20 protein-coding genes are annotated in these 22,184 nt (G+C 70.5%); 19 read left to right on the top strand and 1 reads right to left on the bottom strand.

The genetic code is table 11. The features are described 5' to 3' along the window. Positions 1 to 175: 175 nt before the first annotated feature. From SY2F82_RS23745 to nusB, 13 genes are all read left to right on the top strand, one after another. Complete coding sequence (locus SY2F82_RS23745) at positions 176 to 646, top strand: DUF948 domain-containing protein (RefSeq protein WP_200421200.1); 471 nt, start codon at positions 176 to 178, stop codon at positions 644 to 646. 3 nt (positions 647 to 649) lie between these two features. Then, positions 650 to 1,000, top strand: coding sequence for a hypothetical protein (locus tag SY2F82_RS23740; RefSeq protein ID WP_200421199.1), 351 nt, complete (start codon positions 650 to 652; stop codon positions 998 to 1,000). Further along, positions 1,000 to 3,672 carry an alanine--tRNA ligase gene (gene alaS, locus SY2F82_RS23735; RefSeq protein ID WP_200421198.1) on the top strand — a complete coding sequence of 891 codons (2,673 nt, stop codon included), beginning with the start codon at positions 1,000 to 1,002 and terminating at the stop codon, positions 3,670 to 3,672. Before SY2F82_RS23740 ends, alaS begins: the two co-directional genes overlap by 1 nt. A 27-nt stretch (positions 3,673 to 3,699) precedes the next feature. After that, positions 3,700 to 4,164, top strand: a complete 465-nt coding sequence (ruvX, locus tag SY2F82_RS23730) for a Holliday junction resolvase RuvX (protein WP_103842687.1) — start codon at positions 3,700 to 3,702, stop codon at positions 4,162 to 4,164. Positions 4,165 to 4,287: 123 nt separating this feature from the next. Next, entirely contained in the window at positions 4,288 to 6,114 is a 1,827-nt protein-coding gene (mltG, locus tag SY2F82_RS23725; protein ID WP_200421197.1) for an endolytic transglycosylase MltG, read from the top strand. Positions 6,115 to 6,119: 5 nt separating this feature from the next. After that, complete coding sequence (locus SY2F82_RS23720) at positions 6,120 to 6,956, top strand: shikimate dehydrogenase (protein ID WP_200421196.1); 837 nt, start codon at positions 6,120 to 6,122, stop codon at positions 6,954 to 6,956. Between the two features lie 169 nt (positions 6,957 to 7,125). Next, positions 7,126 to 8,310 carry a chorismate synthase gene (gene aroC, locus SY2F82_RS23715; RefSeq protein WP_200421195.1) on the top strand — a complete coding sequence of 395 codons (1,185 nt, stop codon included), beginning with the start codon at positions 7,126 to 7,128 and terminating at the stop codon, positions 8,308 to 8,310. Between the two features lie 32 nt (positions 8,311 to 8,342). Continuing rightward, positions 8,343 to 8,825, top strand: a complete 483-nt coding sequence (locus SY2F82_RS23710; protein ID WP_236041777.1) for a shikimate kinase — start codon at positions 8,343 to 8,345, stop codon at positions 8,823 to 8,825. Continuing rightward, positions 8,822 to 9,913 (top strand): 3-dehydroquinate synthase, encoded by a 1,092-nt coding sequence (gene aroB / locus SY2F82_RS23705; RefSeq protein ID WP_200421193.1) that lies wholly within the window; start codon positions 8,822 to 8,824, stop codon positions 9,911 to 9,913. The genes SY2F82_RS23710 and aroB overlap by 4 nt, the downstream gene beginning before the upstream one ends. Positions 9,914 to 10,117: 204 nt before the next feature. Then, the gene (locus SY2F82_RS23700; RefSeq protein WP_200421192.1) at positions 10,118 to 10,981 is read left to right on the top strand and encodes a Pro-rich N-terminal domain-containing protein; all 864 of its coding nucleotides are present in this window, start codon (positions 10,118 to 10,120) and stop codon (positions 10,979 to 10,981) included. Positions 10,982 to 11,083: 102 nt separating this feature from the next. Beyond that, positions 11,084 to 12,190 (top strand): aminopeptidase P family protein, encoded by a 1,107-nt coding sequence (locus SY2F82_RS23695; protein ID WP_200421191.1) that lies wholly within the window; start codon positions 11,084 to 11,086, stop codon positions 12,188 to 12,190. 45 nt (positions 12,191 to 12,235) lie between these two features. After that, complete coding sequence (efp, locus tag SY2F82_RS23690) at positions 12,236 to 12,802, top strand: elongation factor P (RefSeq protein WP_103844819.1); 567 nt, start codon at positions 12,236 to 12,238, stop codon at positions 12,800 to 12,802. Between the two features lie 2 nt (positions 12,803 to 12,804). Next, positions 12,805 to 13,239, top strand: coding sequence for a transcription antitermination factor NusB (nusB, locus tag SY2F82_RS23685; protein ID WP_200421190.1), 435 nt, complete (start codon positions 12,805 to 12,807; stop codon positions 13,237 to 13,239). A 162-nt stretch (positions 13,240 to 13,401) separates the two neighbouring features. Here nusB and bldD read toward each other — a convergent pair whose 3' ends face one another. Continuing rightward, a complete protein-coding gene (gene bldD, locus SY2F82_RS23680; RefSeq protein ID WP_103844821.1) occupies positions 13,402 to 13,905 on the bottom strand; it encodes a transcriptional regulator BldD in 504 nt (167 codons plus the stop codon). A 265-nt stretch (positions 13,906 to 14,170) separates the two neighbouring features. On the opposite strand from bldD, the gene pyrR reads away from it, so the two are divergent. The 6 genes from pyrR to carB all read left to right on the top strand — a co-directional run bounded on the left by pyrR (position 14,171) and on the right by carB (position 22,179). Further along, positions 14,171 to 14,743 carry a bifunctional pyr operon transcriptional regulator/uracil phosphoribosyltransferase PyrR gene (gene pyrR, locus SY2F82_RS23675; RefSeq protein ID WP_200421189.1) on the top strand — a complete coding sequence of 191 codons (573 nt, stop codon included), beginning with the start codon at positions 14,171 to 14,173 and terminating at the stop codon, positions 14,741 to 14,743. 103 nt (positions 14,744 to 14,846) lie between these two features. After that, entirely contained in the window at positions 14,847 to 15,899 is a 1,053-nt protein-coding gene (locus SY2F82_RS23670; RefSeq protein ID WP_200421188.1) for an aspartate carbamoyltransferase catalytic subunit, read from the top strand. After that, positions 15,896 to 17,182, top strand: coding sequence for a dihydroorotase (locus SY2F82_RS23665; RefSeq protein WP_200421187.1), 1,287 nt, complete (start codon positions 15,896 to 15,898; stop codon positions 17,180 to 17,182). The genes SY2F82_RS23670 and SY2F82_RS23665 overlap by 4 nt, the downstream gene beginning before the upstream one ends. After that, positions 17,179 to 17,739, top strand: a complete 561-nt coding sequence (locus tag SY2F82_RS23660) for a hypothetical protein (RefSeq protein WP_200421186.1) — start codon at positions 17,179 to 17,181, stop codon at positions 17,737 to 17,739. Before SY2F82_RS23665 ends, SY2F82_RS23660 begins: the two co-directional genes overlap by 4 nt. Then, entirely contained in the window at positions 17,736 to 18,878 is a 1,143-nt protein-coding gene (carA, locus tag SY2F82_RS23655; protein ID WP_200421185.1) for a glutamine-hydrolyzing carbamoyl-phosphate synthase small subunit, read from the top strand. The genes SY2F82_RS23660 and carA overlap by 4 nt, the downstream gene beginning before the upstream one ends. Then, entirely contained in the window at positions 18,871 to 22,179 is a 3,309-nt protein-coding gene (gene carB / locus SY2F82_RS23650; protein WP_200421184.1) for a carbamoyl-phosphate synthase large subunit, read from the top strand. The genes carA and carB overlap by 8 nt, the downstream gene beginning before the upstream one ends. Positions 22,180 to 22,184: the final 5 nt, after the last annotated feature.

Below are 22,184 nucleotides of genomic sequence, written 5' to 3'. Positions count from 1 at the left end.
TCACTTTCCGGCGGACGTAACACTCCCACCCCGCAGAGCCCGTCGTCTTCCCGCCCTTCAGGGCGGGCGGACGGCGGGCTTTCGCACATCGGCTCCTCGAGCGCGTCGGCCGCAGCCCCTAATCCGGTACGGAGCGGCCGCCCGGGCGCGATAGGCTCGGGGAACCGACTTTTCGATGTTCAGGCACGTTCCAGGGAGCGGGTGCACAACGGTGTCCGGTGGAGAAGTGGCCGGGATCCTGGTGGCCGTCTTCTGGGCGATCCTGGTCTCCTTCCTCGCCGTGGCGCTGGCGAGGCTGGCCCAGACGCTCAAGGCGACCACCAAGCTGGTGGCGGACGTGACCGACCAGGCCGTCCCGCTGCTCTCCGACGCCTCCGCCGCGGTGCGCTCCGCACAGACCCAGATCGACCGGGTCGACGCCATCGCGTCGGACGTCCAGGAGGTCACCTCCAACGCGTCCGCACTGTCGACGACCGTCGCGTCGACCTTCGGCGGCCCCCTGGTCAAGGTCGCGGCCTTCGGCTACGGCGTACGCCGGGCGATCGCCGGCCGCCGGGAGGACGTGCCCGCCAAGGCCCCCCGACGTACCGTGATCGTGGGCCGCACCGTCCCGTCGCCACGACGGGCGAAGCGGAAGAAGGACTAGCGAATGTTCCGCCGTACGTTCTGGTTCACCACAGGCGTCGCAGCCGGTGTGTGGGCCACCACCAAGGTCAACCGCAAGCTGAAGCAGCTGACCCCCGAGAGCCTGGCCGCGACAGCGGCGAACAAGGCGATCGAGGCCGGCCACCGGCTCAAGGACCGTGCGGTGGAATTCGCCCTCGACGTCCGCGACAACATGAACCGGCGGGAGGCCGAACTCGGCGACGCGCTCGGTCTGAACGCCGCCGTCGAGCCCGAACTCCCCGGACCCCGGCGGTACACCGCCATCGAGAACCGCAACAGCCCGAAGTACGTCGAGACCACGACGTACTCGTACAACCGGAATGAGGACCACTGATGGAGTCGGCTGAGATCCGCCGCCGCTGGTTGAGCTTCTTCGAGGAGCGCGGTCACACCGTCGTCCCTTCGGCGTCGCTCATCGCGGACGACCCGACTCTGCTGCTCGTCCCGGCCGGCATGGTGCCCTTCAAGCCCTACTTCCTGGGCGAGGTCAAGCCGCCCTACCCGCGCGCCACCAGCGTGCAGAAGTGCGTGCGCACGCCCGACATCGAAGAGGTCGGCAAGACCACGCGGCACGGCACGTTCTTCCAGATGTGCGGCAACTTCTCCTTCGGCGACTACTTCAAGGAAGGCGCCATCAAGCTCGCCTGGGAGCTGCTCACCACGCCCCAGGACAAGGGCGGTTACGGCCTCGAGCCCGACCGGCTGTGGATCACCGTCTACAAGGACGACGACGAGGCCGAGCAGATCTGGCGCGACGTCGTGGGCGTCCCCGCCGAGCGCATCCAGCGCCTGGGCATGAAGGACAACTTCTGGTCCATGGGCGTGCCCGGCCCGTGCGGCCCCTGCTCCGAGATCAACTACGACCGCGGCCCCGAGTTCGGCGTCGAGGGCGGCCCCGCCGTCAACGACGAGCGGTACGTGGAGATCTGGAACCTCGTCTTCATGCAGTACGAGCGCGGCGAGGGCACCGGCAAGGACAACTTCGAGATCCTCGGGGACCTGCCGAGCAAGAACATCGACACCGGCCTCGGCCTCGAGCGGCTCGCCATGATTCTGCAGGGCGTGCAGAACATGTACGAGATCGACACCTCCATGGCCGTGATCGACAAGGCCACCGAGCTGACCGGTGTCCGCTACGGCGACTCCCACGACTCGGACGTCTCGCTGCGCGTGGTCACCGACCACATGCGCACCGCCACCATGCTGATCGGCGACGGCGTCACCCCCGGCAACGAGGGCCGCGGCTATGTCCTGCGCCGCATCATGCGCCGCGCCATCCGCAACATGCGCCTGCTCGGCGCCACCGGTCCGGTCGTCAAGGAGCTCCTCGACACCGTGATCGAGATGATGGGCCAGCAGTACCCCGAGCTCGTCACCGACCGCGAGCGCATCGAGAAGGTCGCCCTCGCCGAGGAGGCCCGCTTCCTCAAGACGCTCAACGCCGGCACGAACGTCCTGGACACCGCCGTCGCCGAGACCAAGGCCGCCGGTTCGGCCGTGCTGCCCGGTGACAAGGCCTTCCTGCTCCACGACACCTGGGGCTTCCCGATCGACCTCACCCTGGAGATGGCCGCCGAGCAGGGCCTGTCCGTGGACGAGGACGGCTTCCGCCGCCTGATGAAGGAGCAGCGGGAGCGCGCCAAGGCCGACGCCCAGGCCAAGAAGACCGGCCACGCCGACCTCGGCGCCTACCGCGAGATCGCCGACACCGCCGGCGAGACCGACTTCATCGGCTACACCGACACCGAGGGCGAGTCCACGATCGTCGGCATCCTGGTCGACGGCGTGTCCTCCCCGGCCGCCACCGAGGGGGACGAGGTCGAGATCGTCCTCGACCGCACCCCCTTCTACGCCGAGGGCGGCGGCCAGATCGGCGACACCGGCCGCATCAAGGTCGACTCCGGTGCCGTCATCGAGGTCCGCGACTGCCAGAAGCCGGTCCCGGGCGTCTACGTCCACAAGGGCGTCGTCCAGGTCGGCGAGGTCACCGTCGGGGCCAAGGCCCACGCCACCATCGACACCCGTCGCCGCAAGGCCATCGCCCGCGCCCACTCGGCCACCCACCTCACCCACCAGGCCCTGCGCGACGCCCTCGGCCCGACGGCCGCCCAGGCCGGTTCCGAGAACCAGCCGGGCCGTTTCCGCTTCGACTTCGGCTCCCCGTCGGCCGTACCGACGGCCGTGATGACCGACGTCGAGCAGAAGATCAACGAGGTGCTGGCCCGCGACCTCGACGTGCACGCCGAGATCATGGGCATCGACGAGGCCAAGAAGCAGGGCGCCATCGCCGAGTTCGGCGAGAAGTACGGCGAGCGCGTCCGCGTCGTGACCATCGGCGACTTCTCCAAGGAGCTGTGCGGCGGCACCCATGTGCACAACACCGCCCAGCTGGGCCTGGTGAAGTTGCTCGGCGAGTCCTCGATCGGCTCCGGTGTGCGCCGTATCGAGGCCCTGGTCGGCGTGGACGCCTACAACTTCCTCGCCCGCGAGCACACGGTCGTCAACCAGCTGACCGAGCTGCTCAAGGGCCGCCCGGAGGAACTGCCGGAGAAGATCTCCGGCATGCTCGCCCGGCTGAAGGACGCCGAGAAGGAGATCGAGAAGTTCCGCGCCGAGAAGGTGCTCCAGGCCGCCGCGGGCCTCGCCGAGTCGGCCAAGGACGTCCACGGCGTCGCCGTCGTCACCGGTCAGGTGCCGGACGGCACCACGCCCGACGACCTGCGCAAGCTGGTCCTGGACGTGCGTGGCCGCATTCAGGGCGGCCGGGCCGCCGTGGTCGCCCTGTTCACCGTCAACAACGGCAAGCCGCTCACGGTCATCGCCACCAACGAGGCCGCCCGCGAGCGCGGTCTGAAGGCCGGTGACCTGGTCCGCACCGCCGCCAAGACCCTCGGCGGCGGCGGTGGCGGCAAGCCGGACGTCGCCCAGGGCGGCGGTCAGAACCCGGCCGCCGTCGGTGAGGCCGTCGACGCCGTGGAGCGCCTGGTCGCCGAGACCGCCAAGTGAAGAACCGGTGAAGAAACGGTCGTGACAATGAGAAGAGGACGCCGACTCGCGATCGACGTCGGTGACGCCCGGATCGGGGTCGCCTCCTGCGACCCCGACGGGATCCTCGCCACCCCGGTGGAAACGGTCCCGGGGCGGGACGTCCCGGCCGCCCAGCGGCGACTGAAGCAGCTCGTCGAGGAATACGAGCCGATCGAGGTCGTCGTCGGACTCCCTCGCTCCCTCAAGGGGGGCGAGGGCCCGGCGGCGGTCAAGGTCCGTGGTTTCGCACAGGAGTTGGCGCGCATGATCGCACCGGTTCCGGTCAGGCTGGTGGACGAGCGCATGACCACGGTGACGGCTGGTCAGGGGCTGCGGGCCTCCGGCGTGAAATCGAAGAAGGGCCGCTCGGTGATCGACCAGGCGGCCGCCGTCATCATCCTGCAGCAGGCGCTGGAATCCGAACGGGTGTCAGGGAAATCTCCCGGCGAAGGCGTCGAAGTGGTCATCTGATCGCGATACGGTAACGTTCCGCGCGATGCGATGGTGTTCGAACAGCCACCGCACAGAGAGAGGCGGGACGGGAGCCGGGTCACAGCGCCGCGCACCCTGAAGCCTCGCGGCTCTAGGGGATCGATGACTGAGTATGGCCGGGGCCCAGGCTCCACACCGTGGCATCCGGAGGACCCGTTGTACGGGGACGACGGATGGGCAGGACACGAGGGCCACGCCGTCCCGTCCCCTCACGGCGGCCAGCACCACCCGGAGCAGCCGCAGCAGCACTACGGCGACTGGGGAGGCGGCCGCCAGGGCGCGCACGACCAGGGGCACCAGAACTACGAGCAGTACTCGGACCAGCAGTACTCGGACCAGCAGTACGCGGAGCAGCAGTACCAGCAGCCCGGACGGCATCCGGACGGACAGCGGTACGACGCCCAGGCGCAGTACGAGCGGCAGTACCCGGGCGGGCAGGGACAGCAGCACCAGCCGCAGTACCCGGGTCGGCAGGGGCAGCACGGGCAGCAGTACCCCGGTCAGGGAGAGCAGGACTACGGCAACGGCGGCTGGGACGGCGGCGGGCAGGCCCATGTGCCGTACGCCCCCGATCCGGCGGACCCCTACGGCGCCCAGCCCGGTGCCTACGGCGGCGAGCAGCCCGACTTCTACCAGACGCCCGACGCGTATCCGCCGCCGGAGCCGCCGAACCGGCGGCGCGCCGAGCCGGAACCGAAGACCGACTGGGACCCCGACCCCCAGGAGGGCGAGCACGCCTTCTTCGCGGACGGCGACGACGAGGACGACGCCGACGACGAGCCGGACGGCCGGCGTGGACGCGGTGACCGGCGGGGGCGCGGCGGCAAGACCGCCAAGGGCAAGAAGCGCCGCAACGGATGCGCCTGCCTGGTGGTCGTACTGGTCTTCGGCGGCGGTGTCGGCACAGTCGGATATTTCGGGTACCAGTTCTACCAAAATCGTTTCGGCGCGGCGCCCGACTACGTGGGCGAGGGCGACGGCGAACAGGTCACGGTCACCATTCCGAAGGGCGCCGGCGGTTACACCATCGGCCGGGTGCTGAAGCAGGCCGGTGTCGTCAAGAGCGTCGACGCGTTCGTCGCGGCACAGGAGCAGAACCCCAACGGCAAGAGCATCCAGGCGGGCACGTACACGCTGAACAAGCACATGTCCGCGGCCGCCGCCGTGCAGCTGATGCTCAGTCCGAAGAGCAAGAACAACCTGATCATCGCCGAGGGGTGGCGCAACACCAAGATCTACGCGGCGATCGACCAGCGGCTCCAGCTGAAACCGGGAACGACCCAGGACGTCGCCAAGAAGGAGTGGTCGACCTTCGGCCTGCCCGACTGGGCCAACAGCAGCAAGCAGATCAAGGACCCGCTGGAGGGCTTCCTCTACCCCTCCGCCTATCCGGTCTCCAAGGGCATGAAGCCCGAGGACGTCCTGAAGCAGATGGTCGACACGGCCAAGGAGAAGTACGCCGAGTTCGGCATCCAGGCCAAGGCCGAGAGCCTCGACCTGCAGAACCCGCTGCAGGTCCTCACGGTCGCGAGCCTCGTGCAGGCCGAGGGCAAGTACAAGCACGACTTCGAGAAGGTCGCGACAGTCGTCTACAACCGGCTCAAGCCGAACAACACCGAGACCTACGGCCTGCTCGACTTCGACTCCACGGTCAACTACCTGCGCGGCCAGTCGAAGCTCGACACCGGTTCCGTGAACGCTCTGCGGCAGATCGACGACCCGTACAACACCTACAAGATCAAGGGCCTGCCGCCCGGGCCGATCGACAACCCCGGGGAGGTGGCGATCAAGGCCGCCCTCAACCCGGCCAAGGGGAACTGGTACTACTTCGTCTCGATCAACGAGAACGAGACGCTCTTCGCCGAGACGAACGAGGAGCAGAACCGCAACCGCGAGAAGTACCTGCAAGAGCAGAAGAAGGGTCAGTAAGGCTCATGACGGGCACCGCCGGCAAGCGCCGGGCCGCCGTCCTCGGCTCCCCGATCGCCCACTCCCTCTCCCCGGTGCTGCACCGCGCCGCCTACCAGGAGCTGGGGCTGAAGGACTGGTCCTATGACCGGTTCGAGGTAGACGAGCAGGCGCTGCCCGGTTTCCTCGCGGACCTCGGACCCGAGTGGGCGGGGCTGTCGCTGACGATGCCGCTCAAGCGGGCCGTCATCCCACTGCTCGACTCGGTCAGCGACACGGCGGCCTCGGTGGAAGCCGTGAACACCGTCGTGTTCACCGAGGACGGGCGGCGCGTCGGGGACAACACCGACATCCCCGGCATGGTCGCCGCCCTGCGGGAGCGCGGCATCGAGGAGGTCGACTCCGCCGCGATCCTCGGCGCGGGCGCCACCGCCTCCTCCGCGCTGGCCGCGCTGGCCCGGATCTGCACCGGTCCCGTGGTCGCCTACGTCCGCAGCGAGGCCCGGGCCGCGGAGATGCGGCAGTGGGGCGAGCGGCTCGACGTCGACATCCGCACCGCCGACTGGGCGGACGCCGACCGGGCGCTGCGCGCGCCGCTGGTCGTCGCCACCACACCGGCCGGGACGACGGACGCGCTGGCCGCCGCCGTCCCGGAACGCCCGGCGACCCTGTTCGACGTGCTCTACGACCCCTGGCCCACGGCCCTCGCGGCACGCTGGTCCGCCTACGGCGGTGCCGTCGTCAGCGGCCTCGACCTGCTGGTGCACCAGGCCGTCCTCCAGGTCGAACAGATGACTGGCCGTGCCCCGGCCCCGCTGGACGCCATGCGCAAGGCGGGGGAGCACGCCCTGGCGGCCCGGTAGAAGAAGGCTCCCGGCCCGTCCGCCTGATGGACCCGGGGCCGGTCACGCCGCCGGACGTGGGAGGATCGGAGGTGGCGGGACAGGGGCCGCGCACCCGGTCGCGCCGTCGCCGTACGCGAGGACGCGCGTACGCAGGGCAGTACCAGGGCGCGAGCACTGAGGAGCATCGTTGAGCAGGTTGCGCTGGCTGACCGCGGGGGAGTCCCATGGTCCCGCACTTGTCGCGACGCTGGAGGGCCTTCCCGCCGGCGTGCCGATCACCACCGAGATGGTGGCGGACCACTTGGCGAGGCGGCGGCTGGGCTATGGACGCGGTGCGCGGATGAAGTTCGAGCGCGACGAGGTCACGTTCCTGGGCGGTGTCCGGCACGGTCTCACCCTGGGCTCCCCAGTGGCGATCATGGTCGGCAACACCGAGTGGCCCAAGTGGGAACAGGTCATGTCCGCCGACCCGGTGGACCCGGAGGTGCTGGCGGGGCTGGCGCGCAACGCTCCGTTGACCCGGCCGCGTCCGGGCCACGCGGACCTGGCGGGGATGCAGAAGTACGGGTTCGACGAGGCGCGCCCGGTGCTGGAGCGGGCGTCGGCGCGGGAGACGGCGGCGCGGGTGGCGCTGGGTGCGGTGGCGCGGTCGTACCTGAAGGAGACGGCCGGGATCGAGATCGTCTCCCATGTGGTGGAGCTGGCCTCCGCCAAGGCCCCCTACGGCCTCTACCCGACGCCCGCCGACGTCGAGAAGCTGGACGCGGATCCGGTGCGGTGCCTGGACGCGGACACGTCGAAGGCGATGGTCGCGGAGATCGACCAGGCGCACAAGGACGGCGACACACTCGGCGGAGTGGTCGAGGTCCTGGCGTACGGCGTCCCGGTCGGGCTCGGGTCTCACGTGCACTGGGACCGGCGCCTGGACGCGCGGCTCGCGGCCGCGCTGATGGGCATCCAGGCGATCAAGGGCGTCGAGGTCGGTGACGGGTTCGAGCTGGCGCGCGTGCCGGGCTCGAAGGCGCACGACGAGATCGTCACCACCCCCGAGGGCATCAAGCGGGCCACGGGCCGCTCCGGCGGGACCGAGGGTGGTCTGTCCACGGGTGAGCTGCTGCGGGTCCGCGCCGCGATGAAGCCGATCGCGACGGTGCCGCGGGCGCTGCAGACGGTGGACGTCTCCACCGGTGAGCCGGCGCAGGCCCACCACCAGCGCTCGGACGTGTGCGCGGTCCCGGCGGCCGGGATCGTCGCCGAGGCGATGGTCGCCCTGGTCCTGGCGGACGCGGTGGCGGAGAAGTTCGGCGGCGACAGCGTCGCCGAGACCCGCCGTAACGTGCGGGGCTACCTCGACAGCCTGGCGATCCGGTGAGTGCCGTGCCCGTGGTCGTGCTGGTCGGCCCGATGGGGGTCGGCAAGTCCACGGTGGGGCAGTTGCTGGCCGAGCGGCTGGGTGTCGGCTACCGGGACACGGACCAGGACATCGTGGCCGAGCAGGGCCGGTCCATCGCCGACATCTTCGTGGACGAGGGTGAGCCGGCCTTCCGCGCTCTGGAGAAGGCGGCGGTCCACAAGGCCCTGTTCGAGCACGACGGCGTCCTCGCCCTGGGTGGCGGAGCGATCCTCGACGACGAGACCCGCGCGCTGCTCGCCTCGCACCGGGTCGTCTACCTCTCGATGGACGTCGAGGAGGCGGTCAAGCGCACCGGGCTGAACACGGCCCGTCCGCTGCTGGCGGTCAACCCTCGGCGGCAGTGGCGGGAGTTGATGGAGGCCCGTCGTCACCTGTACGAGGAGGTCGCGACGGCCGTCGTGGCCACCGACGGGCGCAGCCCCGAAGAAGTCGCCCAAGCGGTCCTTGACGCACTGGAGTGGAAAGAAGCATGAGCGAGGCAGTCACCCGGATCCAGGTCGGCGGCACGGCGGGCACCGACCCCTACGAGGTCCTGGTCGGCCGCCAACTCCTGGGCGAGCTGGCCGGGTTGATCGGGCACAGGGCCAAGCGGGTCGCGGTGATCCACCCCGAGGCGCTGGCCGAGACGGGCGAGGCGCTGCGCGGCGACCTGGCCGGGCAGGGCTATGAGACCGTGGCCATCCAGGTGCCAAACGCGGAGGAGGCCAAGACCGCCGAGGTCGCCGCCTACTGCTGGAAGGCGCTGGGCCAGTCCGGTTTCACCCGCACCGACGTCATCGTGGGCGTCGGCGGCGGAGCGACCACCGACCTGGCCGGTTTCGTGGCCGCGACCTGGCTGCGCGGGGTGCGCTGGATCGCGATCCCGACCACCGTCCTGGCGATGGTGGACGCGGCGGTCGGCGGCAAGACCGGCATCAACACCGCCGAGGGCAAGAACCTGGTCGGCGCCTTCCACCCGCCCGCCGGTGTGCTGTGCGACCTGGCGGCGCTGGACTCCCTGCCGGTCAACGACTACGTCTCCGGGCTCGCCGAGGTCATCAAGGCCGGTTTCATCGCCGACCCGGTGATCCTGGAGCTGATCGAGGCGGACCCGCAGGCCGCCCGCACCCCCGCCGGGCCGCACACCGCGGAGCTGATCGAGCGGTCCATCCGGGTCAAGGCGGAGGTCGTCTCCTCGGACCTGAAGGAGTCGGGCCTGAGGGAGATCCTCAACTACGGGCACACGCTCGGCCACGCGATCGAGAAGAACGAGCGGTACAAGTGGCGTCACGGCGCCGCCGTCGCCGTCGGCATGCACTTCGCGGCCGAACTCGGGCGTCTGGCGGGTCGGTTGGACGACGCGACCGCTGACCGGCACCGCACGATCCTCGAGGCGGTGGGGCTGCCGCTGCACTACCGCTACGACCAGTGGCCCAAGCTGCTGGAGACCATGAAGGTCGACAAGAAGTCCCGCGGCGATCTGTTGCGCTTCATCGTCTTGGACGGCCTGGCCAAGCCCACCGTGCTGGAAGGCCCCGACCCCGCGGTTCTGCTCGCCGCGTACGGCGAAGTCGGGCAGTAGCTCCATCCGGTCCCGGGCGGCGGCGACTCGTTCCCCCCGGGACCGGTTGCCCCGATTCGCCTGCGGGGATGGGCACTTCGGGCCGCTCCCGGCCGTTCACACAACGGCGGCCGGGGACGGTACCGTTCGGTTGGAGCGGGGGTCACCCCCCGCTGCCAGTGTCGAACGCCTGCGAGCCCCAACACGAGACGGAGTGGCCACCGGATGCAGCACGCAGTGGGAGCTCCGCTGCCGCCGCCCCACCAGCCGGGGCACGGCCCGGCGACCACCTGGTCATCGGCCGCACACCACCCGGGACAGCCGGGCGCCCACCCGGGCCCCGCACCGCGGACCACGCCCCCGCCGGGCTTCACGGCGCCACCGGTGCCCCCCGGAGCACCTCCCGCCCACCGGCCGCCACAGCACACGCCCGTCCCGCCGCCGGACCCCACCGGGCAGATGCGGCTCCCGCCGGGCGCCCCGGTCGGTGTGCCGAGCGCACCCCCCGCCGCCGGCGCGCCCGACCCGGCGTCCGCCACACTCGCCGTGCTGCTCATCGGCCCCGCCGGCGCCGGCAAGACCAGCGTCGCCAAGTACTGGGCCGACCACCGCCGGGTCCCCACCGCCCACATCAGCCTGGACGACGTCCGCGAATGGGTCCGCTCGGGTTTCGCCGACCCGCAGTCGGGGTGGAACGACAACTCGGAGGCGCAGTACCGTCTCGCCCGCCGCACCTGCGGCTTCGCGGCCCGCAACTTCCTGGCCAACGGCATCTCGTGCATCCTCGACGACGCCGTCTTCCCGGACCGCCCGGTGGTCGGCCTCGGTGGCTGGAAACGGCATGTGGGTCCCGGACTGCTGCCGGTCGTCCTGCTGCCCGGACTGGAGATCGTCCTGGAGCGCAACGCGGAGCGCACGGGCAACCGCCGGCTCACCGACGAGGAGGTGGCCCGCATCCACGGCCGCATGGTCGGCTGGTACGGCTCCGGCCTGCCGATCATCGACAACTCCCAGCTCGATGTGGAGGGCACTGCCCGCGTCCTGGACGAGGTCCTGGCCCGAGCCATCGCGAGCCCGCCGAAGTGGTGACGCGGTAGCGCGGCAGACACACCCGTCCACGGAGCGTCGTCCCCGCCGCCCGTCCGGCCCTCTGAACCAGCGATATTCGGCCACCGCTCGTAGGCTCGGGTCATGTCAGAGGTGTACGCGGCCCGCCGGGAGCGGCTCAGGGAACGCTGCAGCGCGGGCGGGGGTGGGACGGCGCTGGTCTCCCGCCCCGCCAACGTCCGGTATCTCGCGGGCGCCGCGCCCAAGCGCGCCGTCCTGCTGCTGGGCACGGGCGAGGACGTGCTGGTGTGCGCCGGGCCGCCGGACGATCACCCCGCCGACGGGCGGCCCGACGAGGCGCTGCGGGTGCGCGTTCTGCCGGTGACCGGCGGCGATCCCGCCGTCGCCGCCGCCGACCTGGCCGCGGCACAGGGTGCCGAGTCCCTGGCGGTGGAGGAGCACCACCTCACCGTGGCCCGGCACCGCTCCCTGCGCTCGGTCGCGCCGAGACTGCGGCTCACGGACCTCGGCGGGGCGGTCGAGCAGTTGCGGGTCGTCAAGGACGAGGAGGAGATCGCCCTCCTCAGGATCGGCGCGGAGATCGTCGACCAGGCCCTGAGCGAGCTGCTGGAGTCGATCCTCGTCGGCCGCACCGAGCGTCATCTCGCCCTCGAACTGGAGCGCCGCCTCGTCGACCACGGCGCCGACGGACCCGCCTTCGCCACCTCCGTCGCCACCGGTCCGAACGCCGGCCGCCGCGGCCACCGCCCCACCGACCGGCGTGTGGAGGAGGGCGACTTCCTCTCCGTCTGTCTCGGCGCCGCCTACCACGGCTACCGCTGTGAGATCGGTCGTACCTTCGTCATCGGCACCTCGCCCGCCGACTGGCAGATCGAGCTGTACGACCTGGTCTTCGCCGCCCAGCGTGCCGGACGCCAGGCCCTCGCCCCGGGCGCCGCGTACCGCGACGTGGACCGGGCCGCACGTCAGGTACTGGACTCCGCGGGGTACGGCAGGGCGCTGCCGCCGCTGACCGGGCACGGTGTGGGACTCGAAATCGACGAGGACCCTCAGTTGGCCCCCGCGGCCATGGGTAAACTGGACGCTTGCGTGCCGGTCACCGTCGAACCGGGGGTCCACCTCCCGGGCCGGGGCGGTGTCCGGATCGATGACACGCTCGTCGTGCGCCCCGAGGCGGACGGCGGACCCGAGCTACTCACCATCACGACCAAGGAGCTGCTGGCGCTGTAGGTGCCTGCCCCGGGGTCGTACGTCAGTCCAGGAGATTCCGCAACCGTGGCTTCCACGAACGACCTCAAGAACGGCATGGTGCTCAAGCTCGAAGGCGGCCAGCTCTGGTCCGTCGTCGAGTTCCAGCACGTCAAGCCCGGCAAGGGCCCCGCCTTCGTGCGCACCAAGCTCAAGAACGTGCTCTCCGGCAAGGTCGTCGACAAGACCTTCAACGCCGGTGTCAAGGTCGAGACGGCCACTGTCGACAAGCGCGACATGCAGTTCTCGTACATGGACGGCGAGTACTTCGTCTTCATGGACATGGAGACGTACGACCAGCTGCACGTCGACCGCAAGGCCGTCGGTGACGCCGCCAACTTCCTCATCGAGGGCTTCACGGCCACCGTCGCCCAGCACGAGGGCGAGGTCCTCTTCGTCGACCTGCCGGCCGCCGTGGAGCTGACCGTCGCCGAGACCGAGCCGGGCGTCCAGGGCGACCGCTCCACGGGCGGCACCAAGCCCGCCACGCTGGAGACCGGCCACCAGATCCAGGTCCCGCTCTTCATCACCACCGGTGAGAAGATCAAGGTCGACACCCGCACGAGCGACTACCTCGGCCGGGTGAACAGCTAACCGTGGCTGCCCGTAACACGGCCCGTAAGCGCGCCTTCCAGATCCTCTTCGAAGGTGACCAGCGCGGGGCCGACGTCCTGACGGTCCTCGCTGACTGGATCCGGCACTCGCGGACCGACACCCGGCAGCCGCCGGTGAGCGAGTACACCATGCAGCTGGTCGAGGGCTATGCGCAGCACACGAAGCGCATCGACGAGCTGATCGCGCAGTACGCGGTCGGCTGGACGCTGGACCGGATGCCGGTGGTCGACCGCAACATCCTGCGCCTCGGTGCCTACGAACTGATCTGGGTCGACGAGACGCCGGACGCCGTGGTTCTCGACGAGATGGTGCAGCTCGCCAAGGAGTTCTCCACGGACGAGTCCCCGGCGTTCGTCAACGGTCTCCTCGGCCGCCTGAAGGACCTGAAGCCGTCGTTGCGCCGTGACGAGAGCTGACGAGAAGTACCCGAAAACGCCGGAGGGCCCGCAGCGCGTGTGCTGCGGGCCCTCCGGCGTTCTCGGCGAGGTGGCCGTGCCGGGCCGAAAGCGCCGCCGGGGTGGCCGGAACCATGCGGTTCCGGCCACCCCGGCGGCACGTTTCTGCTGGGACCTGGGCGGTCAGCTCTCCTCGTGGGAGGCCACCGCGCGGCGCGCGTCCGCGTCCAGGACTCCCCAGCTGATCAGCTGCTCGGTCAGGACGGAGGGAGACTGGTCGTAGATGACTGCGAGCGTGCGCAGGTCGTCCTGGCGGATCGACAGCACCTTGCCGTTGTAGTCACCGCGCTGCGACTGGATCGTCGCGGCGTACCGCTGGAGCGGGCCCGCCTTCTCCGCCGGCACGTTGGCCAGGCGCTCCAGGTCCAGAACCAGCTTCGGCGGCGGCTCGGCGGCTCCACCGGGGGTGGTGCCGGGCAGCAGCTCCTGCACCGGGACCCCGTAGAAATCCGCCAGCTCGGCCAGGCGCTGCACGGTGACGGCGCGGTCGCCGCGCTCGTACGAACCGACCACGACCGCCTTCCAGCGTCCCTGGGACTTCTCCTCCACACCGTGGAGGGAAAGGCCCTGCTGGGTGCGGATCGCCCGGAGCTTGGCCCCGAGCTGTTTGGCGTATTCGCTGGACATATAGCTCCCCGGACACGGTGTCGACGTGCGGCTCGGCCGCGCGGCTGGTGACTCACTGTGAGGTTACGCAGCGTGACTCTTCCCCGTCAAGCCGAATGGTCCGGACCGACCCTTCCGTGGTAGACGGCGTGCGGGACCGCCGGACGGGTGACGCAGTGCGCCAGGGGGGTGACCGGGGTCCGCCCGCGAGCTGGTACCGTGTATGGCGCAATTCCGACGTCCTTTAAGGTCCGTCCCGTGAGGCGGAGAAGGAGGTCCGTTTCGTATGGACACGCGGCATTCCGATGCTCGGCCCGTCCTCGAAGGTCCTGACATCGCGCGGGTGCTGACCCGCATCGCCCACGAGATCGTCGAGCGCGCCAAGGGCGCCGACGACGTGGTGCTCCTCGGCATTCCCACCCGAGGCGTCTTCCTCGCCCGGCGGCTCGCCGACAAGCTCGAGCAGATCACCGGCCGCAAGGTCCCGGTCGGCTCCCTCGACATCACCATGTACCGCGACGACCTGCGCCTGCAGCCGCCGCGTGCGCTGGCCCGCACCGAGATCCCCGGTGACGGCATCGACGGCCGCCTCGTCGTCCTCGTGGACGACGTGCTCTTCTCCGGTCGCACCATCCGCGCCGCCCTCGACGCCCTGAACGACATCGGGCGTCCCCGCGCGGTCCAGCTCGCGGTCCTCGTCGACCGCGGCCACCGCGAACTGCCGATCCGTGCCGACTACGTCGGCAAGAACCTCCCCACGTCGCTGCGGGAGACGGTCAAGGTCCAGCTCGCCGAGGAGGACGGTCGCGACACCGTGCTGCTCGGTGTGAAGCAGACCGTCCACGGCGCGCAGCACTAGCACTCCGGCGTACGGCGAGCCGCCGTACGCCTCGTGAGTGCGCCCCGACGCGCGCCCGTCTGTCCCGAATCTCCCGAATGAACCGTCTTACGGAGCCTGAAAGATGCAGCGCCATCTCATCTCGGCCGCCGACCTCACCCGCGACGACGCCGTCCTGATCCTCGACACCGCCGAGGAAATGGCACGGGTCGCGGACCGGCCGATCAAGAAGCTGCCGACTCTGCGCGGCCGCACCGTCGTCAACCTCTTCTTCGAGGACTCCACCCGCACCCGGATCTCCTTCGAGGCCGCCGAGAAGCGTCTGTCCGCGGACGTCATCAACTTCTCCGCCAAGGGCTCCAGCGTGTCCAAGGGGGAGTCCCTGAAGGACACCGCCCAGACCCTGGAGGCCATGGGTGTCGACGCCGTCGTCATCCGGCACGGCGCCTCCGGAGCCCCCTACCGCCTGGCCAACTCCGGCTGGATCGACGCCGCCGTCATCAACGCCGGCGACGGCACCCACCAGCACCCCACCCAGGCCCTGCTCGACGCCTTCACCATGCGCCGCCGCCTAGTCGGCCGGGACGCCGGTATAGGGCGTGACCTGGCCGGCAAGCGCATCACGATCGTCGGCGACGTGCTGCACAGCCGGGTCGCCCGTTCCAACGTCGACCTGCTGCACACCCTCGGCGCCGACGTCACGCTCGTCGCCCCGCCCACCCTGCTGCCGGTCGGCGTCGGCTCCTGGCCCTGCGAGGTCTCGTTCGACCTGGAGAGCACCCTCCCCAAGTCCGACGCGGTGATGATGCTCCGCGTCCAGCGGGAGCGCATGAACGCCGCCTTCTTCCCCACCGAGCGCGAGTACTCGCGGCGCTACGGCCTCGACGCCGACCGCATGGCGAAGATGCCGGAGCACGCGATCGTGATGCACCCCGGCCCGATGGTCCGCGGCATGGAGATCACCGCCGAGGTCGCCGACTCCGACCGCTGCACCGCCGTCGAGCAGGTGGCGAACGGCGTCTCCATCCGCATGGCGGTCCTGTACCTGCTGCTGGGCGGCGCCGTGTTCGACCCCAAGACCGTCACCGACGCCCGCCCGCCCGTCTCCCACCACCACCCTTCCGACGAGCGCTCCGCGCACCCCCTTTCTGCGGCCGAGGAGAACCAGAACCGATGAGCAAGACCCTGATCCGTGGTGCGAAGGTGCTCGGCGGCGAGCCGCAGGACGTGCTGATCGACGGTGAGGTCGTCGAGGCGGTCGGCACCGGTCTGTCCGCCGAGGGCGCGGAGGTCGTGGAGGCCGGCGGCAAGGTGCTGCTCCCCGGCCTCGTCGATCTGCACACCCACCTGCGCGAGCCGGGCCGCGAGGACTCCGAGACCGTCCTGACCGGTACGCGGGCCGCCGCCAAGGGCGGCTACACCACCGTGTTCGCGATGGCCAACACCTTCCCGGTCGCCGACACCGCCGGTGTCGTCGAGCAGGTCTGGCGGCTGGGCCGCGAGCACGGTTACTGCGACGTGCAGCCCATCGGCGCCGTCACGGTCGGCCTGGAGGGCAAGAAGCTCGCCGAGCTGGGCGCCATGCACGAGTCGGCGGCCGGTGTCACGGTCTTCTCCGACGACGGCAAGTGCGTCGACGACGCGGTGATCATGCGCCGCGCGCTGGAGTACGTGAAGGCCTTCGGCGGCGTGGTCGCCCAGCACGCGCAGGAGCCGCGGCTGACCGAGGGCGCCCAGATGAACGAGGGCGTCGTCTCCGCCGAGCTGGGCCTCGGCGGCTGGCCGGCCGTCGCCGAGGAGTCGATCATCGCACGCGACGTCCTCCTGGCCGACCACGTCGGCTCCCGCGTCCACATCTGCCACCTGTCCACCGCCGGGTCCGTCGAGATCGTCCGCTGGGCCAAGTCCCGCGGCATAGACGTCACCGCCGAGGTCACCCCGCACCACCTCCTCCTCACCGACGAGCTGGTGCGCACCTACAACCCGGTCTACAAGGTCAACCCGCCGCTGCGCACCGAGCGCGACGTGCTGGCGCTGCGCGAGGCGCTCGCCGACGGCACGATCGACATCGTCGCCACCGACCACGCCCCGCACCCGCACGAGGACAAGGACTGCGAGTGGGCCGCCGCCGCCATGGGCATGGTCGGCCTGGAGACCGCGTTGTCCGTGGTCCAGGAGACGATGGTCGACACCGGCCTGCTCGACTGGGCGGGCGTCGCGGAGCGCATGTCCTTCAAGCCCGCGAAGATCGGCCGGGCCACCGGCCACGGGCGCCCCGTCTCGGCAGGTGAGCCCGCCAACCTCACACTCGTCGACACGGCATACCGTGGGCAGGTGGACCCCGCGGGCTTCGCCTCGCGCAGCCGCAACACCCCCTACGAGGGCCGTGAGCTGCCGGGCCGTGTCACGCACACCTGGCTGCGGGGCAAGGCCACGCTCGTCGACGGGAAGCTCACGTGACACCTGTACTCCTGTTCGCAGCCGAGAAGAGATCGGCCGAGGTCACCGACTGGACCGGCCGCATCGGCTGGCTCGTCGGGCTCGCCCTGTTCGTCGCGCTCGTCTACTGGCTGATGCGCGAGGGCTGGAAGTGGCGCGGCACCCTGCAGGGCGACCTGCCGGAGCTGCCGACCGCTCCCGAGGAGCCCGGCGAGGCGAAGCTGACGATGAGCGGCCGCTACCACGGCTCCACCACCGCCGGGCAGTGGCTCGACCGCATCGTGGCCCGCGGCCTGGGCACCCGCAGCCGCGTCGAGCTCACGCTGACGGACGCGGGCCTGGACGTCGTACGCCCCGGAGCGACGGACTTCTTCATCCCGGCCGAGCGGCTGCGCGAAGTCCGGCTCGACAAGGGCATCGCCGGCAAGGTCCTCACCGAGGGCGGACTGCTGGTGGTGACCTGGGCGCACGGCGACAAGCTGATCGACTCGGGCTTCCGCTCGGACCGCGCGGCCGAGCACAACGACTGGGTCGACACCCTGAACCAGATGATCCACAAGACGGAAGGCGCACGATGACGACCTCCACCAGGGGAGCCGAAAAGTCTCCCGCCGTACTCGTCCTGGAGGACGGCCGGATCTTCCGCGGCCGCGCCTACGGGGCCGTGGGGGTGACCTTCGGCGAAGCCGTGTTCTCCACCGGCATGACCGGCTACCAGGAGACCCTCACCGACCCGTCGTACCACCGTCAGGTCGTGGTCATGACCGCTCCGCACGTCGGCAACACCGGCGTCAACGACGAGGACCCCGAGTCCAAGCGGATCTGGGTCGCCGGTTACGTCGTACGCGACCCCGCGCGCAAGCCCTCCAACTGGCGGGCCAAGCGCTCGCTCGACGACGAACTGCGCGCGCAGGGCGTCGTCGGCATCAGCGGCATCGACACCCGGGCCCTGACCCGCCACCTGCGCGAGCGCGGCGCCATGCGCGTGGGCATCTTCTCCGGCGACGCGCTGCCCGACGAGGGCACGATGCTCGCCGAGGTGCGCCAGGCGCCGGAGATGAAGGGCGCGGACCTCTCCGCCGAGGTCGCCACCACAGAGCCGTACGTCGTCCCCGCGCTCGGTGAGAAGAAGTTCACGGTCGCCGCGGTCGACCTGGGCATCAAGGGCATGACCCCGCACCGCATGGCCGAGCGCGGCATCGAGGTCCACGTGCTGCCCGCGACGGCGACCGCCGAGGACGTCTACGCCGTGGGCCCTGACGGCGTGTTCTTCTCCAACGGGCCCGGCGACCCGGCCACCGCCGACCACGCGGTCTCGGTCATGCAGGCGGTCCTGGAGCGTGGCACGCCCCTCTTCGGCATCTGCTTCGGCAACCAGATCCTCGGCCGTGCCCTGGGCTTCGGCACCTACAAGCTGAAGTACGGCCACCGCGGCATCAACCAACCGGTGCAGGACCGTACGACCGGCAAGGTCGAGGTCACCGCGCACAACCACGGCTTCGCCGTCGACGCCCCGCTCGACAAGGTCTCCGACACCCCCTACGGCCGCGCCGAGGTCTCCCACGTCTGCCTCAACGACAACGTGGTGGAGGGCCTCCAGCTGCTCGACAAGCCGGCCTTCAGCGTCCAGTACCACCCCGAGGCGGCCGCCGGTCCCCACGACGCCGCGTACCTGTTCGACCGCTTCGTGAAGCTCATGGAGGGCCAGCGTGCCTAAGCGCACCGATATCCAGTCCGTCCTGGTCATCGGCTCCGGCCCGATCGTCATCGGCCAGGCCGCCGAGTTCGACTACTCCGGCACCCAGGCGTGCCGCGTCCTGAAGGCCGAGGGTCTCAGGGTCGTCCTCGTCAACTCCAATCCGGCGACGATCATGACCGACCCGGAGATCGCCGACGCCACCTACGTCGAGCCGATCACCCCGGACTTCGTCGAGAAGATCATCGCCAAGGAACGTCCCGACGCGCTGCTGCCCACCCTGGGTGGCCAGACGGCGCTCAACACGGCGATCTCGCTGCACGAGAACGGCGTCCTGGAGAAGTACGGCGTCGAGCTGATCGGCGCCAAGGTGGAGGCCATCCACAAGGGCGAGGACCGCGACCAGTTCAAGGAGGTCGTGGAGGAGGTCCGCAAGAAGATCGGGCACGGCGAGTCCGCCCGCTCGGTGATCTGCCACTCCATGGACGAGGTCCTCGCCGGCGTCGAGGAGCTGGGCGGCTACCCGGTCGTCGTCCGCCCCTCCTTCACCATGGGCGGTGCCGGCTCCGGCTTCGCGCACGACGAGGAGGAACTGCGCCGCATCGCGGGCACCGGCCTCGCGCTCTCGCCGACCACCGAGGTGCTCCTGGAGGAGTCCATCCTCGGCTGGAAGGAGTACGAGCTGGAGCTGATGCGCGACAAGCACGACAACGTCGTGGTCGTCTGCTCCATCGAGAACTTCGACCCGATGGGCGTGCACACCGGTGACTCGATCACCGTCGCCCCGGCAATGACCCTGACCGACCGCGAGTACCAGATCCTGCGGGACATCGGCATCGCCGTGATCCGCGAGGTCGGCGTCGACACCGGCGGCTGCAACATCCAGTTCGCGGTGAACCCCGAGGACGGTCGCGTGATCGTCATCGAGATGAACCCGCGCGTGTCGCGCTCGTCCGCCCTCGCCTCCAAGGCGACCGGCTTCCCGATCGCGAAGATCGCTGCCAAGCTCGCCGTCGGCTACACCCTCGACGAGATCCCGAACGACATCACGCAGGAGACCCCGGCCTCCTTCGAGCCGACCCTCGACTATGTGGTCGTCAAGGCGCCGCGGTTCGCGTTCGAGAAGTTCCCGAGCGCCGACAACACGCTGACCACCACCATGAAGTCGGTCGGCGAGGCGATGGCGATCGGCCGCAACTTCACCGAGGCGTTCCAGAAGGCGCTGCGCTCGCTGGAGAAGAAGGGCAGCCAGTTCACGTTCGTGGGTGAGCCCGGGGACAAGGACGAGCTGCTGCGTGAGGCCGCCCGCCCCACCGACGGCCGGATCAACACCGTCATGCAGGCCATCCGCGCGGGCGCCACGCCCGAGGAGGTCTTCGAGTCCAGCAAGATCGACCCATGGTTCGTCGACCAGCTCTTCCTGATCAAGGAGATCGCGGACGAGCTGGCCGCTGCCGACCGGCTGGACGCCGACCTGCTCGCCGAGGCCAAGCGGCACGGCTTCTCCGACCAGCAGATCGCCGAGATCCGGGGTTCGCGTGAGGACGTGGTGCGCGAGGTGCGGCACGCCCTCGGCGTCCGCCCGGTGTACAAGACGGTCGACACCTGCGCCGCCGAGTTCGCCGCGAAGACGCCGTACTTCTACTCCTCCTACGACGAGGAGAGCGAGGTCGCGCCCCGCGAGAAGCCCGCGGTGATCATCCTGGGCTCCGGCCCCAACCGCATCGGCCAGGGCATCGAGTTCGACTACTCCTGCGTCCACGCCTCCTTCGCACTGTCCGACGCCGGGTACGAGACGGTGATGGTCAACTGCAACCCGGAGACGGTCTCCACGGACTACGACACCTCCGACCGCCTGTACTTCGAGCCGCTGACGCTCGAGGACGTGCTGGAGATCGTCCACGCCGAGCAGCAGGCCGGCCCGGTCGCGGGCGTCGTGGTCCAGCTGGGCGGCCAGACCCCGCTCGGCCTCGCGCAGGCGCTGAAGGACAACGGCGTGCCGATCGTGGGCACCTCGCCCGAGGCGATCCACGCCGCCGAGGACCGCGGCGCCTTCGGCCGCGTGCTTGCGGAGGCCGGTCTCCCGGCTCCCAAGCACGGCACCGCCACCACCTTCGAGGAGGCCAAGGCCATCGCGGACGAGATCGGCTACCCGGTCCTGGTCCGGCCGTCCTACGTCCTCGGCGGGCGCGGCATGGAGATCGTCTACGACGAGGCCCGCCTCGCCGCCTACATCGCCGAGTCGACCGAGATCAGCCCCTCCCGGCCGGTGCTGGTCGACCGGTTCCTCGACGACGCGATCGAGATCGACGTCGACGCCCTGTACGACGGCGAGGAGCTGTACCTGGGCGGCGTGATGGAGCACATCGAGGAGGCCGGCATCCACTCCGGCGACTCGGCGTGCGCGCTGCCCCCGATCACGCTGGGCGGCTTCGACATCAAGCGCCTGCGCGCCTCCACGGAGGCCATCGCGCGGGGCGTCGGCGTCCGAGGCCTGATCAACATCCAGTTCGCGATGGCGGGCGACATCCTCTACGTCCTGGAGGCCAACCCGCGCGCCTCTCGTACGGTGCCCTTCACCTCCAAGGCGACGGCGGTGCCGCTCGCGAAGGCCGCCGCCCGCATCTCGCTGGGCGCGACCATCGCCGAGCTGCGCGAGGAGGGCCTGCTGCCGAAGAACGGCGACGGCGGCGAGCTGCCGCTGGACGCGCCGATCTCCGTCAAGGAGGCCGTGATGCCGTGGTCGCGGTTCCGCGACATCCACGGCCGCGGTGTCGACACCGTCCTCGGCCCGGAGATGCGCTCCACCGGCGAGGTCATGGGCATCGACTCCGTCTTCGGCACGGCGTACGCCAAGTCGCAGGCGGGCGCCTACGGTCCGCTGCCGACCAAGGGCCGCGCGTTCATCTCGGTCGCCAACCGCGACAAGCGTTCGATGATCTTCCCGGCACGTGAGCTGGTCGCGCACGGCTTCGAGCTGCTCGCCACCTCCGGCACGGCCGAGGTCCTCAAGCGCAACGGCATCAGCGCGACGGTCGTGCGCAAGCAGTCCGACGGGCCCGGCCCGAACGGCGAGAAGACCATCGTCCAGATGATCCACGACGGCGAGGTCGACCTCATCGTCAACACCCCGTACGGCACCGGCGGCCGCCTCGACGGCTACGACATCCGTACGGCGGCGGTGGCCCGCTCCGTGCCGTGTCTGACGACGGTCCAGGCGCTGGCCGCGGCGGTCCAGGGCATCGACGCGCTCAACCACGGCGACGTGGGCGTCCGCTCACTCCAGGAACACGCCGAATTCCTGACCGCGGCCCGCGACTAGCAGCC

It is taken from the genome of Streptomyces sp. Y2F8-2, assembly GCF_014905555.1.
GTDB lineage: Bacteria > Actinomycetota > Actinomycetes > Streptomycetales > Streptomycetaceae > Streptomyces > Streptomyces cynarae.
This window is presented reverse-complemented; position numbering and strand designations above follow the sequence as displayed.

Excerpts from the sequence above, each read along its gene's own strand:
- carA (WP_200421185.1), top strand. The coding sequence starts at position 17,736 with ATGACGACCTCCACCAGGGGAGCCGAAAAGTCTCCCGCCGTACTCGTC.
- SY2F82_RS23670 (WP_200421188.1), top strand. The coding sequence starts at position 14,847 with ATGCAGCGCCATCTCATCTCGGCCGCCGACCTCACCCGCGACGACGCC.
- SY2F82_RS23710 (WP_236041777.1), top strand. The coding sequence starts at position 8,343 with ATGGGGGTCGGCAAGTCCACGGTGGGGCAGTTGCTGGCCGAGCGGCTG.
- mltG (WP_200421197.1), top strand. The coding sequence starts at position 4,288 with ATGACTGAGTATGGCCGGGGCCCAGGCTCCACACCGTGGCATCCGGAG.
- SY2F82_RS23700 (WP_200421192.1), top strand. The coding sequence starts at position 10,118 with ATGCAGCACGCAGTGGGAGCTCCGCTGCCGCCGCCCCACCAGCCGGGG.
- pyrR (WP_200421189.1), top strand. The coding sequence starts at position 14,171 with ATGGACACGCGGCATTCCGATGCTCGGCCCGTCCTCGAAGGTCCTGAC.
- bldD (WP_103844821.1), bottom strand. The coding sequence starts at position 13,905 with ATGTCCAGCGAATACGCCAAACAGCTCGGGGCCAAGCTCCGGGCGATC.
- SY2F82_RS23720 (WP_200421196.1), top strand. The coding sequence starts at position 6,120 with ATGACGGGCACCGCCGGCAAGCGCCGGGCCGCCGTCCTCGGCTCCCCG.
- SY2F82_RS23665 (WP_200421187.1), top strand. The coding sequence starts at position 15,896 with ATGAGCAAGACCCTGATCCGTGGTGCGAAGGTGCTCGGCGGCGAGCCG.
- ruvX (WP_103842687.1), top strand. The coding sequence starts at position 3,700 with ATGAGAAGAGGACGCCGACTCGCGATCGACGTCGGTGACGCCCGGATC.
- alaS (WP_200421198.1), top strand. The coding sequence starts at position 1,000 with ATGGAGTCGGCTGAGATCCGCCGCCGCTGGTTGAGCTTCTTCGAGGAG.
- SY2F82_RS23745 (WP_200421200.1), top strand. The coding sequence starts at position 176 with ATGTTCAGGCACGTTCCAGGGAGCGGGTGCACAACGGTGTCCGGTGGA.
- SY2F82_RS23740 (WP_200421199.1), top strand. The coding sequence starts at position 650 with ATGTTCCGCCGTACGTTCTGGTTCACCACAGGCGTCGCAGCCGGTGTG.
- aroB (WP_200421193.1), top strand. The coding sequence starts at position 8,822 with ATGAGCGAGGCAGTCACCCGGATCCAGGTCGGCGGCACGGCGGGCACC.
- SY2F82_RS23695 (WP_200421191.1), top strand. The coding sequence starts at position 11,084 with ATGTCAGAGGTGTACGCGGCCCGCCGGGAGCGGCTCAGGGAACGCTGC.